Annotated in this window: 9 protein-coding genes and 1 pseudogene; 3 read left to right on the plus strand and 7 right to left on the minus strand. The window is 59.9% G+C overall.

Features of this window, described 5'->3' with window-relative positions; translation table 11 throughout:
* Positions 1 to 41 precede the first annotated feature (41 nt).
* The 3 genes from ACLBWT_RS20530 to ACLBWT_RS20540 all read right to left on the minus strand — a co-directional run bounded on the left by ACLBWT_RS20530 (position 42) and on the right by ACLBWT_RS20540 (position 6,870).
* Positions 42 to 4,448, minus strand: a complete 4,407-nt coding sequence (locus tag ACLBWT_RS20530) for a M20/M25/M40 family metallo-hydrolase (RefSeq protein ID WP_447664988.1) — start codon at positions 4,446 to 4,448, stop codon at positions 42 to 44.
* Positions 4,449 to 4,709: 261 nt separating this feature from the next.
* A complete protein-coding gene (rocF, locus tag ACLBWT_RS20535; protein WP_447664989.1) occupies positions 4,710 to 5,654 on the minus strand; it encodes an arginase in 945 nt (314 codons plus the stop codon).
* Positions 5,626 to 6,870 carry an ornithine--oxo-acid transaminase gene (locus tag ACLBWT_RS20540; RefSeq protein WP_447664990.1) on the minus strand — a complete coding sequence of 415 codons (1,245 nt, stop codon included), beginning with the start codon at positions 6,868 to 6,870 and terminating at the stop codon, positions 5,626 to 5,628. Before ACLBWT_RS20540 ends, rocF begins: the two co-directional genes overlap by 29 nt.
* 394 nt (positions 6,871 to 7,264) lie before the next feature.
* Between ACLBWT_RS20540 and ACLBWT_RS20545 the strand changes: the two genes are divergently transcribed.
* On the plus strand, positions 7,265 to 7,906 hold the full coding sequence (locus ACLBWT_RS20545; protein ID WP_447664991.1) for a GntR family transcriptional regulator: 642 nt from the start codon (positions 7,265 to 7,267) through the stop codon (positions 7,904 to 7,906).
* A gap of 143 nt (positions 7,907 to 8,049) precedes the next feature.
* Here ACLBWT_RS20545 and trhA read toward each other — a convergent pair whose 3' ends face one another.
* The 4 genes from trhA to ACLBWT_RS20565 are packed head-to-tail and all read right to left on the minus strand — an operon-like array spanning position 8,050 to position 10,565.
* On the minus strand, positions 8,050 to 8,697 hold the full coding sequence (trhA, locus tag ACLBWT_RS20550; RefSeq protein WP_447664992.1) for a PAQR family membrane homeostasis protein TrhA: 648 nt from the start codon (positions 8,695 to 8,697) through the stop codon (positions 8,050 to 8,052).
* 53 nt (positions 8,698 to 8,750) lie between these two features.
* The gene (locus ACLBWT_RS20555; protein WP_447664993.1) at positions 8,751 to 9,074 is read right to left on the minus strand and encodes a hypothetical protein; all 324 of its coding nucleotides are present in this window, start codon (positions 9,072 to 9,074) and stop codon (positions 8,751 to 8,753) included.
* Positions 9,071 to 9,808 (minus strand): pirin family protein, encoded by a 738-nt coding sequence (locus ACLBWT_RS20560; protein WP_447664994.1) that lies wholly within the window; start codon positions 9,806 to 9,808, stop codon positions 9,071 to 9,073. Before ACLBWT_RS20560 ends, ACLBWT_RS20555 begins: the two co-directional genes overlap by 4 nt.
* Positions 9,809 to 9,839: 31 nt before the next feature.
* On the minus strand, positions 9,840 to 10,565 hold the full coding sequence (locus ACLBWT_RS20565) for a hypothetical protein (RefSeq protein ID WP_076353496.1): 726 nt from the start codon (positions 10,563 to 10,565) through the stop codon (positions 9,840 to 9,842).
* Positions 10,566 to 10,795: 230 nt separating this feature from the next.
* On the opposite strand from ACLBWT_RS20565, the pseudogene ACLBWT_RS20570 reads away from it, so the two are divergent.
* Both ACLBWT_RS20570 and ACLBWT_RS20575 read left to right on the plus strand, forming a co-directional pair.
* A pseudogene (locus ACLBWT_RS20570) lies at positions 10,796 to 11,965 on the plus strand (betaine/proline/choline family ABC transporter ATP-binding protein); the annotation flags it as partial.
* 248 nt (positions 11,966 to 12,213) lie between these two features.
* Positions 12,214 to 12,873 (plus strand): ABC transporter permease, encoded by a 660-nt coding sequence (locus ACLBWT_RS20575; protein WP_447664995.1) that lies wholly within the window; start codon positions 12,214 to 12,216, stop codon positions 12,871 to 12,873.
* Positions 12,874 to 12,997 lie beyond the last annotated feature (124 nt).

Below are 12,997 nucleotides of genomic sequence, written 5' to 3' on the forward strand. Positions count from 1 at the left end.
AACTGTTCGGAACAGTTCTTTCCCTCTTTCATTTCAATCCATCAGGATGCGTGGAGCAGCCGGCTGATGATGACGGCAGCCTGAGCGCGGTTGGCCTTGCCTTTCGGCTCGAATCCGCCGCTTCCCGTTCCCGTGAGGATTCCTTTTTCGCTGAGCAGAGCTACGGAAGATTTGGCATAGGAAGCGATCTTGCCGCTGTCTTTATAGGCTGCAAGCGCCGCAGACGAATCCGCAGCTGCGATGCTGCCAGCCAGCTTGAACGCATTCGCCGCCATGATCGCCATTTCTTCCCTCGTGATCGCCCGGCCAGGCTCGAACTTGCTCTCGCCCGTGCCTTTGGCGATGCCTGCCGACACAGCGGCAGCGACAGCGTCATAGTACCAGGCATTCCGGCTCACATCGCCGAACGACATGCTCGCCGTCCCGCTCGGCACGTTGAGCGCCCGCACGAGCATCGTCAGGAACTCGGCGCGGGTTACTTCCTTCTTAGGACCGAAGCTGTTTTCGTCCAGTCCTTTGACGATGCCCTTGGCGTACAGCTCTGCGATCGCATCTCCAGCCCAAGAGCTGACGGAGTCGAGATCGCGGAAGCTGTGAGCCGGCGCCGGCGTCGGAGAAGCCGAAGGCTGAATCGACGGCGATGGCGCAGGCGTCGCGGTCGGTGCAGGCGTAGCTGTAGGTGCTACGGTCGGCGCCGGTGTCCAAGGCGAAACCGACGAGGTCGGGATCTCGCCGTCTCCATCGTCCATGGAAGCGGCTGCCGCTGCAGGCGCTGCCGCGTAGATGGCATTGGCGAGCAGACGGTATTGAGCCTGAGGATGCGCCTTGTTGGTCAGCTCGCCGGCGAAGACGGTCACGTTCAAGGCCGCGTTGGCCAGTTTGAAGCCCATGACCTTGCCTTTGACGACGTCATGCCCAGGCCACCAGCCGGCGATGAAGAAATCTTCTGCAGCGCTTGCCGAGGCCAGAATTTCGGCGCCTTCCGGAACGGATTTGATATAGGATCCGGATTGGGTGTACAGATAATCATCTCCCAGATATGGAGCGGAGATGACGCTGTCCTGGTTCAGGACCGCTTTGATCAAGCCTTCATGGGTGCTGCCCGTAGTCGCGAAATCGAATCCCGGAAGCAGTCCCGTCCCCTTCAGCGTATTCATCGCCGCTCTTCCATATGCGATGAAAGGCTTGCCGGCTTCAATGAAGGCTTTGCTGCCGGCCGTATTGACGAGCACATCCGCTGCGGCCTGATCGGCCGCGATCTTGAAGCCGAGATCCTTGAGCGCGAATGCCGGAACGCCGGATGCGGATACGGCAGCGGACTTCAGCAGCTTGCCGCTTGGGACGGAGCTCGGGGAATACCAAGGAATGGTAACCAGGGAATACTTGTCCTTGACGAGCTTCAGGTTCGCATACGAGACGAGGTAGTCGCCCTTCTCGTAATCCGGTCCCCCTGCCGTAAGGAGCGTAACAGCCTTGCCGGCAGCCGTCAGCTCGTTGACCGCCCGGATCGCATCGTTGTTGCTGCTGCGGATGACATAATGGGCATAAGAGCCGTTGATAACCGATGCGGGCTTGTCTGCTTTCGCTACCGCTTCAGTTTTGCCGGCGAACGCGTTCTTGACGTAGACCGCGTAGCGGTCGAAACCTCTCATATAAGAGAAGCTCTGTACGATGTCGGCATACATTTCGCTGAAGTCGGAAACGTCGATGCCGTCATACAGGACGAGATTGGCGAAGCTGCGCTTGGCTTGATGCATAGGAACAAGATAAGTGCCGGCAGGATACGTCCTGCCCTCAATCGTTGCGTAATCGGTCGTCTTCTCGACCTTGATGCTGTTTCGGATCAGGTAGTTCACCATATTGACCGCTTCGAGAGCGTTCTTCTGGTTGGATGCGTCGACCGGAAGGACATAGTACTCCGGGAAGAAGCTTTTGCCTTCGGCGCGCGGGCGGCCGATGGACTCATGCTTGGCATTGACCAGATACTTGTCGACAGTCGGGCTGTCAACGTTCCCGATGCCGCGCTTGTACACTTCCAGCTGGTTCAGGAACAGCTTCTGCTTGTTCGCCATGACGTAATCCGTCGAAGCAAGCGCGGTATACAGCAGTGCCGTCGTCGAATCTTCATTCAGCTCGGGAATCTCGATCGTATGGCCGAGAGCGCCCTGGTGCATGGCGAATACGGCTGTGTAGGCAGGCGAAGCGTCGTCCCAGCCCGTAGCGTTGGCGATCGGCTTGTAGCTCGGGTCTGCAGCCGCTTTTTCGGCTTCCAGATAAGGGATGTGGTACACATCGTACTTCGTGTTGGCGACAGCGGCGCGGCCCATCGCATCGGCTTGCTCCACCATGCTGTCGATCAGCAGATCGTAGTCGATGTTCGGATCATGGGGAGGCGTGCACGGCTCGATCAGGAACTGGCCGACGAACCCGTGGAAATCCAGGAAGGACAGCGGCGACCACTTGGCGATCTCGCTGGCGACGATCTGCGTCTCCGGCTGCGTCTGGTACGAGTTGTCGCGGTTCAGGTCGAAGCTGTTCGCATTGGCCCTCGTATTGAGGTAGCGGCCATCCGGATTCTGCGTGTAGTTCAGCAGGAAGATGACGTCATCCAGCGCATCCGCCACATCGAAGCTTACCTGGCGCGCGGCTCCGGAGCTGTCGGTCGTGCCGTACTGGATCGTGTCCTTCTTGGTCATTTCCTCAAAGAAGTTCAGGATCGCATCCACGCCCGGTGCTTCGTCCGGATGGATGTTGTTGATCCAGACCGGCACTTTGTAGTCCGTCAGCTTGCCGCTGCGGATCTTCTCCTGCAGCCCGGCCGGATCTTCGATCATGGCGGGCAGCGTCTCGTTCACATACTGGTCGACGGACGCCTTGTCCTTGGCCAGAATCGTGAAGTTGATGTCGCGGCCCTGGACGGACTTGCCGAGCACCCGGGTCTCGATGTAGCGGCCGCTCTTCGCGCCGGCCGTTATGCGGTCGATTTCCGGCTTGATTTCGTCATAAGTGCGGTAGGTGTCATAGACGTTCAGCTTGATCGGCGCCGAAGCGACCGGTACGCCGTCAGCGTCGGATACCATCAGCACGTTCGTGCCGAGCAGCTTCGGATACAGCTGGCGGTAGGGGCTGCCGGACACGTTGACGCGGTCATAGGGCAGGTCGAACGTGATCTTGGCGGTAAGATGGCGTCCGCTTACAACGGGCTTGCCTTCCAGATAGATGAAGGGAGCTCCGGAATAATCGCCTTTCTGCGCATTGTACTTCTTCCAGTCGCTGAGAGGCTTGCCGCCATAGGTCCAATTCATATAAACGGCATCCGTCGCGGAAATTCCGGACGGAAGAGTCATATCGACCGTAATCGTGCGCTTCTCGGTGATCGAGGCCTTGTCGCTGCTCAAGGTCAGCTTGTCGGACGGCTCTTCGATTTCCAGCAGCAGGTTCGTCAGCACGGACGCGAAGGTGCTCAGCCTTTCTTCGACCCTGCCGGGATAATTGGCGTTCAGATAAGACAGCGTATCTTTGGCTGTATGCCAGATGGCTCCGTCCTTCTCGGTCTGGGTGTAGCCGTCCTTGTCGCCAAGCGCCCAATTGGTCGCTTCCAGATAAGCGTACGGAATGCCGGCGTTCTTGAACGGAGCATGGTCGCTCCAGTCGCCGGTCGTCCCGGCAGGATACTCGGGATTGTCCCCGTTCTGAGTCTGCAGGTCCAGTCCGAGCGTGCCGGCGATGGCCAGCGCCTGGTCGCGCGCGAAGCCGCCCTTTCCGGCAGATCCGTAGACATACATATGGTCTCCGGCAGCGAGGCTGTCCAGGTTGATCATGGCCACGGTGTTGGCCTTGTCGGCCTCGGACATGGCGGCTGCATAGGCTTTGGAGCCCTGCAGGCCGGCTTCCTCGGAACCGAAGGCAACGAATTTGATCGTGTATGGAACCGTCTGCTGCGATACCGCTTTAGCAGACTCAAGCATGACGGCGACGCCGGAGGCATTGTCGTCCGCGCCGCGGCTAGGCGCCTTCACGGAATCGTAATGAGCGCCGACTATGATCGTGCGCGGAGATGCGCCATGCTTCTCGGCGACGACATTGTAGCTTTTGCCGCCGTTCTTGGAGTTGTAGACGAACTCGGTGACGGTGGGGCTGTACCCCATTGCGGCGAATTCTCCCTGGATATAATCCCGCGCCTCATTTTCCTTGGCGGAACCAGCCGGCCGCGTGCCGATCGTATCCGTAAGATTGATCATGTACTGGTACGCCTCGTAGCCAGGCGCTCCCTGCACTAGAGATCCGTTGAGCGGCACACTCGTTTGTGCATCCGTTGTTTGGACGGTCGCCGAATCATAAGCGCTCGGCAGCGCGGCGGATGCCGCAGGAGCCAGCAGCGATGCAAGCATCGAACCGGCAATGACGGCAGACAACAGCTTTCTATTCAGCTTCAAGCGGCTGGACAAGATTTCATTCCCCCTTATTATGTATACAATATACTAAAGACTGTATAACGTATGGTAGGAATTATAACATTGCGATCCTATTCTCTCAATCTATCTTTTCAATTATTACGATTCGGTATATTCCTTGATAGCAAACGACTTTTTTCATGGTTTTGCTCGTTGAAATGAACCAAACAGCAACCAAACATACGATAAAATCAAGCTTAATGCAAAGGGCTGCTCCGTATAATCATGCAGCAGCCCGGATCGCAGCCTTTCCGCCTATAAAATACGCTTGCCGAGCAAGGAAGCCGCGAGCTCAACCGCTGCCCTGGCCGTCCGCCGCGCAGGATCCAGCACCGGATTCACCTCTACCAGCTCCATCGAAGTGACGATTCCGCTCTCCGCCAGCAGCTCCAGCGCATAGTGGGCTTCCCGGTAGCTCAGTCCTCCGGGAACCGGCGTCCCCACTCCCGGAGCCTGCAAGGGATCGAGACAGTCCAGGTCGAAGCTGATATGAACGCCGTCGGCATCCCGCCCGGCGGCGGCGATCGCTTTTTCCATGACCGCATGAATGCCCATCCGGTCGATCTCATGCATCGTGAAGCAAGTCATGCCGGACGAGCGGATGAACTCTTTTTCACCGGGATCCAGTTCCCTCACGCCGACGAGAACGACATTCTCAGGACGGATCAACGGCCCTGCTCCCGGAATGTCCGCGAGCGTGAAGGAGCCGTGTCCGACCGCTGCCGCCAGAGCCATGCCGTGCATGTTGCCCGAGGGGGTCGTGCCTTCGTGGTTCAAGTCCCCATGCGCATCGAACCAGATGACTCCCAGCTTGCCGTAATGTCCGCTGAGGCCGGCCAGCGTTCCGATGGCGACGCTGTGGTCTCCGCCGAGCACGAGGGGAAAAGCCCCTGAACTGACGCTGCGATATACTTTCTCTCCGACCAGGCCAGCCATTTCCGCCACTTCAGCCTTGTGCTTCATCAAGCATCCGGAAGGGGCCGGCTCCACCGCATCTCCCGGCACGTCGACTTCCCATTCCTCCGCCAGCTCCAGCTCCATCGCCTTCAGCTGCCGCTTGAGTCCGGCCTCGATGATGCTCTCCGGTCCAAGCTCCGTACCTGCACGGCCCCCGCCGAGCCAGAATGGCACTCGAATCAGCTGAATCTTGCGCTGCCCGTTCCGCTGCCGCTCATTCATGTCCGTCGTCATCTTCATCATCGCTACCGTCTCCTTTGTGGTCGATGTCGGCTTCAAGCACTTCCGCCAGTCTTTCGAGCGCCCAGTCGAGCTCCTCCTCGGCAATGACGAGAGGCGGGGCAAGACGGATCGTCGTATCATGCGTTTCCTTGCACAGAAGGCCCTTGGACATCAAGGCTTCGCAGTACTCTCGCGCGGGACGGTCCAGCTCGATGCCGACGAACAGCCCGCGGCCGCGGATTTCCCGGATGCGGGGACTCCGGATCGCATGCAGCCTTTCCAGCAGATAAGCTCCGAGACGCTCGGAACGCTCCGCCAGAGCTTCGTCCTCCAGGACGTCCAGCGCTGCGGAGGCGACCGCGCAGGCAAGCGGGTTGCCGCCGAATGTGGACCCGTGCGATCCCGGCTCGAACACCCCAAGCACGCCTTCATCCGCCGCCACGGCCGAGATCGGCATGATGCCGCCGCCCAGCGCCTTGCCCAGCACGTACATGTCCGGCTCCACCTCTTCCCAATCGCAGGCGAAGCGCCTGCCGGTGCGGCCGAAGCCGGTCTGGATCTCGTCGGCGATCATCAGCATGCCTCGGCGGCTGCACAGCTCCCGGATTCCGCGCAGGTAACCGTCCGGAGGAATGACGATTCCCGCCTCTCCCTGGATCGGCTCGATGAGCACGGCAGCGGTATGCTCCCCGACCGCCGCCTCCATCGCCTCCAGGTCGCCGTAAGGAACGAGCTTGAAGCCCGGCAGGAAAGGGCCGAATCCTCTCTTGTATTCCTCGCTCGAAGAGAAAGAGGTGATCGCGAGGGTTCTTCCATGGAAGTTGCCCGTGCAGACGATGATCTCCGCCTGATCCTCCGGGATTCCCTTGACTGTGTAGCCCCAGCGGCGGGCGGCCTTCAGCGCCGTCTCCACCGCCTCGGCGCCCGTATTCATGGCCAGGATTCTCGGCTTGCCCGTGAAGTCGGCAAGCTTGCCGTAGAACGCAGCCGCCGCGTCATTGTGGAAGGCCCGGGAAGTCAGCGTCACCTTGGCAGCCTGGTCCTGCAGCGCCCGGATCAGCACCGGATGGCGATGGCCATGGTTCAGAGCCGAATAAGCGCTCAGCATATCCATGTAGCGTTCGCCTTCCGGGCTGTGCACCCAGACGCCGGAGGCCTTCTCGATGACGATGGGCAGAGGGTGGTAATTGCGGGCGGCATGCCGCTCGGATAAAGCGATGGCTTCTGCGGATTGCATGTTTTTTCTCTCCTTTAAATGCATATTGTATTTTGTATACAATATGACGGATAAAAAATCCCGGATGCGGGAAACATCCAGGCGCCCTGCCTCCACCCGGCCAACAGAGATCCGGAGGGTTAAAACACGCTTCATTTGTATACAATATTCTAGTATGGAAGCGCTTATCGCGTATGAAAGGAATAATAACATAGAAAATGGAATCTAACAATGATTTTCTTGATTAATGGAATTCATGTGCATAAACCGAACATGCAACTGTCATCATTATTCTTTTTATGCCCTTGATGAAGCTTAAAACCGATGATAATATGTGTCATATGGAGTATTTATACAAATAAATTGCATATCCATGCACGATAACCTAGCAACGCTTCAACAGAGGAGTGAAGGCATGCAGCCGAAGTACCAGTCCCTCAAGGATCATGTCTATGAGTACATCGCCCAGCGGATCCAGGAAGGAACGCTGCTTCCCGGCTCCAAGATCAACGAGGCCGAAATATGCAAGAGGCTGGACATCAGCAGGACGCCTACCCGCGAGGCTTTGTTCCAGCTCAGCTCGGACAACCTGCTCGATTACCTGCCTCGACGGGGCTTCACCGTCAAAGCTTTCGACCAGAAAAAAAAGGAGGATTACTCCCTCCTGATCGGAACGCTGGATTCGCTGGCCGCCACGCTGGCTGTCGATCACTTGAGCGATAGGGACCTTGAGGCTCTCGACGATCTGGTCGCGGCGATTCAGGACGATCTGGATGCCTATGACTTCAGCCGTTATTACGAGCATCAGGCGCAGTTCCACGAATACTACCTCCGCAGATGCGGCAACTCCACCCTGATCGAGATGCTGGATTCCCTCAAGAACGGATTCCTGCGGCAATCCTATGCCAGCGAGGACAAGGAAAGGCTGGTTGCCCTCCTGCAGGAAATCAACGGCGAGCACCGCCTGATCGCCGAGCTGTTCCGCAGCCGCGACAAGGAGAAGCTGGAGCAGGCGGTACGCCTCCATTGGCGCATCATCGATTCCGATATGCTGTAGCCGGCGAAGTTTTTCGTCCGCAGAGCAGGGATAAGCGGGAAAAAGCGAAGAGGCTGCCCCCAGTCATTTTCATGACTTATGGGACAGCCTCTTTGTTTTGCCTCTATGAACGGCTGACAGCTGCCGAGCCGCATACGGCGGCATCAGCTCCAGGGAAGCACGTAGAGCAGGATCGCGAAGAAATGGACGGCCGAGCCGGCCAGCACGAACAGATGCCATACCGCGTGATGGTACGGGAATCCCCGCCATACATAGAAGATCGTGCCGACCGTGTAGAGCAGACCGCCGGCAATGAGCAGAGCGACTCCGCCGGGAGCGAGGCGAGCCGTAAGGGGGCCCCAGGCAAATACGATCAGCCATCCCATCGCGATGTACAGGATCGTCGAGGTGAACAGGAATCTCGTCACGAAAAACGATTTGAACAGCACGCCGAATACCGTGATTCCCCAAATGATGCCGAACAGCGTCCACCCCAGCTTTCCGCCGACCATATGGAACAGCAGAGGCGTGTATGTGCCTGCGATGAATACGTAAATAAAGGAGTGGTCCAGCACCTCGAGCACCTGCTTGGCCCGCCCCTCCCGGAAGCTGTGCACCAGCGTCGAAGCCGCATACAGCAGCAGCATGGCCACTCCGTAGATCGTGAAGCTGACGACATGCAGCGCCGTTCCCTTCTCGGCCGCGAACACGATGAGCAGCACGAGCGCCGCGACGCTCAGCGCCGTGCCGATTCCATGCGTGACCGCATTGGCCACTTCCTCGCGCCGCGTATACGTGTACGTATTTGCCATGAATCCCTTCCTCCTTCCTCATTCCCTATCCTATGAAATCGCTTGCTGGGCGGTTACACCTTCTCGTTGGAGTACGCTACCCGGGAATCCACCTCGAATACCGCTTCCTGCATCGCCGGATCGTACACATACGAAGGCCTGTCCAGGTCGTACAGCCAGAACTTGCGGATAAGTCCGGAAGAATCGTCGCTTACGAAATGAAAGAAGTTCAGCTGATCGATGTTGTCTCCGATATAGGACGCATCGGCAGCGGCCAGATTGGACACCGTGATGACCCATCCCCTGCCGCCCTCTTCCACCTGGAAGGCAAGCGAATGCGCCCCTGTATCGAGGAGAGTACGGCCGATGACAAGCTTGATCAGAAGCCGCTCGCTCATGCCGGAACGCCTCCCTTGCCGACTGGAGCCATGTCGATCAGCAGCAGCCGCGTCCCGTCCGGGCCCGCCTTCAGCTCCAGCTTGTCGAAGCCCGAAGCCCGGAGCATGTCGCCTTGGGCCAGCTCGCCGTCGACGCCTTCCGCGCCAAGGCTGCCGTCCAGCACGAAGACGGCCAGCAGGCGCTCTTCGCGCGTGTAGTGGATGATGCCTTGGCCGCCGCCGAGCTCGCTCAGATACAGATTCACATCCTGATGGATGCCAGCAGCGCCGGGTCCCGCCGCATCCCTGGAGACGATCGGCAGCAGCTGTCCATGGATGGACTTCGGATCGAAAAAGCTCGTCTCGTAGGACGGCTCCAGCTTCCTCGTCTCGGGAGTGAACCAGATCTGCAGGAAATGAACCGGCTCGTCCGGGTCGGGATTGACCTCCGAATGCACGATGCCTGTCCCGGCCGTCATGCGCTGAACGCCGCCGTAGGTCGTCTCGGCGCTGCCGCCCGAGCTGTCTTCATGCTTCAGCCTGCCGCTGAGGACGATGGACACAATCTCCATCTCGCGATGCGGATGGGCGCCGAAGCCTCTGCCGCCGGCGACGATATCTTCGTTGAACACGACCATGGAGCCGAAGCTGCGGTTGCTCTCTTCATAATAATCCCCGAAGCTGAAGCTCTGGCTGCTCTTCAGCCACTCGTTCTCGCGATGGGAACGGTCCGCGTTGCGGCGAATCTCGTACATGGGCCTGCCCCTTTCTCTAATCGAATTATATTTACTTACCTTTTTGTAGTTTAACGGAAGGCAGGTCGCCTTTCAACCAGTCCGCCACGGCGCTGATCGTCTTGTCGAGATTGCTGCGGGAGTCTCCGTCCACATAAGGAAGCTGGTGGCGGAAATAATTCGTATGCCCGCCGATGACCGGCAGCCCCTTCACATAACCCGGCGCGTAGCGCATCCGGTTCCAGGCTGGAATTCCGCCAGGCAGCCGCAGCCAGCCTCCCCAGCTCCCGAGCCGCGTCACGGGATCGTCCGGCCGGCCTCTGCCGTCAAGCGCGTAGAAATACGCGCTGCTCTCCTGCAGCTCATCCGGAACCGGCACCCGGGGAGACCCGATCTGGACGACCCGGATGTCATCCGCCGGAATGCCTTGCTCCAGCAGCAGCCGCGCGGCCCGGCATGCCGCGACTCCTCCGCCGCTGTGGCCGAGCAGCAGCACCGGTCCGCCCGCATAAGAGCGCCCGAGATCGCGGATCATCGCGCGGGCTCCGATCCGGCTCGGGAACAGCAGCCGGGTCAGATCCGACCGGACCTCCCATACTTGCCGCCACAGCTTGCGGGAATAATCGCCATAGGGAAACAGCACCTCCATGGACACCTCCGTGCCCTGCTCGCCAAAGAGCCGATCCAGCATGCGCCTGCATTCCTGAAACGTGGAAGGATAAGTCGCGACGCCGGCGACCAGATAGACCGTCAACTTGGAAGGCTGCCAAAACGCCACGTCAATCGCCTCCTCTAGAGTTAAATTGTAGCATTAACCGGGGAAGCAGCGCCAATACGTCTCCCGCCGCAACTTGCGTGAAGCCCGAATTCACCGTGCCCCGACGCGGACGCGGGAGGCTTTGGCCCGGCCGGCCCCAGTGTCGCCGGCAAGGAATTTCTGCGGATGAAACGGCGCTGGAAGGCCATACTTTAACTACCACTTCAGGAATCGGGCGGAGGTTGCGTGCCATGATTGTTATCAAGAATGTCAACAAGAAGTACGACGACGGCTTCCATGCCCTCAAAGATATCAACCTCGAATTCCGCAAAGGCGAGATGACCGTCCTCATCGGACCGAGCGGCTGCGGGAAATCGACCACGATGCGGCTCATCAACCGCCTTGTCGCTCCGACCAGCGGCTCCATCACGATCGACGGCAAGGACATCGCATCGATCGATCCCGTAGAGCTGCGCCGCAGCATCGGCTACGTCATCCAAAGCGTAGGGCTGTTCCCCCATATGACGATCGCGCGCAACGTGGCCACCGTTCCGCGCCTCAAGCATTGGGACAAGGATCGGATCGCGAGCCGCGTCGACGAGCTGCTGGAGATGGTCGGCCTGAATCCCGACCAATACCGGGACCGCTATCCTTCGGAGCTGAGCGGCGGCCAGCAGCAGCGGGTCGGAGTCATCCGCGCGCTGGCGGCAGATCCGGACGTCATCCTCATGGACGAGCCGTTCAGCGCCCTCGATCCGCTCAGCCGCGAGCAGCTCCAGGAAGACATGGCGCGGCTGCAGCAGGAGCTGCACAAGACGATCATCTTCGTCACGCATGACATGGACGAAGCGCTCAAGATCGCCGACCGCATCGTCCTCATGAAGGACGGAGAAGTCGTGCAAAGCGATACGCCGGATCGGATTCTCCGCCACCCGGCCAACGACTTCGTCCGTTCCTTCATCGGGCAGAAGCGTCTGGACGCGGGTGTCGGACAGGAAGAAGCGCTGCAGCTTGAAGGAGCGAACGCTTCGGTCGACTCCCCTTCCGCTTCCGTCAACGACGTCATGGTCACCCAGCCGGCCATCACGTATCCGAACCGCGGATTGGCCGAGGCGATTCTGACGATGGAGCGGCGCAAGGTGGATTCCCTGTACGTCGTGGACCGCCAGCGGCGCCTGCTCGGCAGCGTGTCGATCTACAACGTTCTGGACCGGTACGGCGAAGAGGAAAAGACCGTGTCCGACGTCATGATGCCCGTGCGCTACGTCGTCCAGTCGGGCACTCCGCTGGCACAGGCCGTCGAGCTGCTCGCCAGCCACCGGCTGCACAACGTCGCTGTCGTGGACGAAGGCGGACGCTTCATCGGACTTATTACCCGCGGCAGCGTCGTCCGCCACTTGGCGGAGCTGCTGCCGTCGCTCGGCGATGGAGGCGACGGAGAACGGGATTGGGATACCGGAACGAGTGGCTACGGCGGTTCCGCTGCGGACAGCGGCTCCGATTCCGGCGGCCAAGGCGCTCGCGGCGATGCGGAGAGAGACATTGATGATGATGACCAAGGAGCCCGTGGCAGAGCGGGGGGAGACAGCGGAGAAAATTCCCCAACGGATAGCGGCGGGCATGGCGAGACGGCGCCGGAGCGTACTGACGACGAAGGGAAGGATCCTTCATGATCGGCTTCTTTTCTTTTGTCCGGGACCGCTTTCCCGACATCCTGACCGCGCTGCGCGAGCATCTGGGCATCTCGCTCGCCGCCGTGCTGCTCGGCTGCGCCATCTCGCTGCCGCTCGGCGTGCTGCTCGTCTACAACCGGATCCGCTGGCTGAACAGCGCTGTGTTCTTCGCGGCCAATCTGCTGCAGACGATTCCGAGCCTAGCGCTGCTCGCCATCCTGATTCCGCTCATGGGCATCGGCGTCAAGCCGGCGGTGCTCGCGCTGCTGCTCTACTCCATCATGCCGGTGCTCCGCAACACCTATGAAGGCTTCCGCAGCGTCGATCCCCATGTGCTGGAATCGGCGCGCGGCATGGGCTATTCGCCCGCGCAGCGGCTGCTGCGCGTCCAGCTGCCGCTGGCCGTGCCGTACATCATGTCCGGCATCCGGCTGACGACCGTCTACGTCATCAGTTGGGCCACTCTGGCGACCTTGATCGGAGCCGGCGGCCTCGGACAGCTGATCGTCTCCGGCATGGGCGTCAACCAGCCCTATCTCATCGTCGCCGGTGCACTAGGAGCGATCGCGCTGTCGCTGGCCGCCGATCTGCTGCTCGGCTGGATCGAAGGCGCCCTGACCCGCCGCTTCGGCTTGAGGGGAGGCGCAGCCGCGTGAGGAGCAGACATTGGACAGACATGCCCGTGGATTGGATGGCGCGCCTTACGGCGATAAGCCCGCCGGGGGACAGGTTCGCGGTCCTGAAGGCGATGAGGCGGGCGGCAGCACGGTTCGCGATTCT

This window comes from Paenibacillus sp. D51F, from assembly GCF_053345695.1.

Bases quoted from the DNA above. Each gene is read 5' to 3' on its own strand.
- ACLBWT_RS20545 (WP_447664991.1), top strand. From the start codon at position 7,265: ATGCAGCCGAAGTACCAGTCCCTCAAGGATCATGTCTATGAGTACATC.
- ACLBWT_RS20575 (WP_447664995.1), top strand. From the start codon at position 12,214: ATGATCGGCTTCTTTTCTTTTGTCCGGGACCGCTTTCCCGACATCCTG.
- ACLBWT_RS20555 (WP_447664993.1), bottom strand. From the start codon at position 9,074: ATGAGCGAGCGGCTTCTGATCAAGCTTGTCATCGGCCGTACTCTCCTC.
- rocF (WP_447664989.1), bottom strand. From the start codon at position 5,654: ATGATGAAGATGACGACGGACATGAATGAGCGGCAGCGGAACGGGCAG.
- ACLBWT_RS20540 (WP_447664990.1), bottom strand. From the start codon at position 6,870: ATGCAATCCGCAGAAGCCATCGCTTTATCCGAGCGGCATGCCGCCCGC.
- trhA (WP_447664992.1), bottom strand. From the start codon at position 8,697: ATGGCAAATACGTACACGTATACGCGGCGCGAGGAAGTGGCCAATGCG.
- ACLBWT_RS20560 (WP_447664994.1), bottom strand. From the start codon at position 9,808: ATGTACGAGATTCGCCGCAACGCGGACCGTTCCCATCGCGAGAACGAG.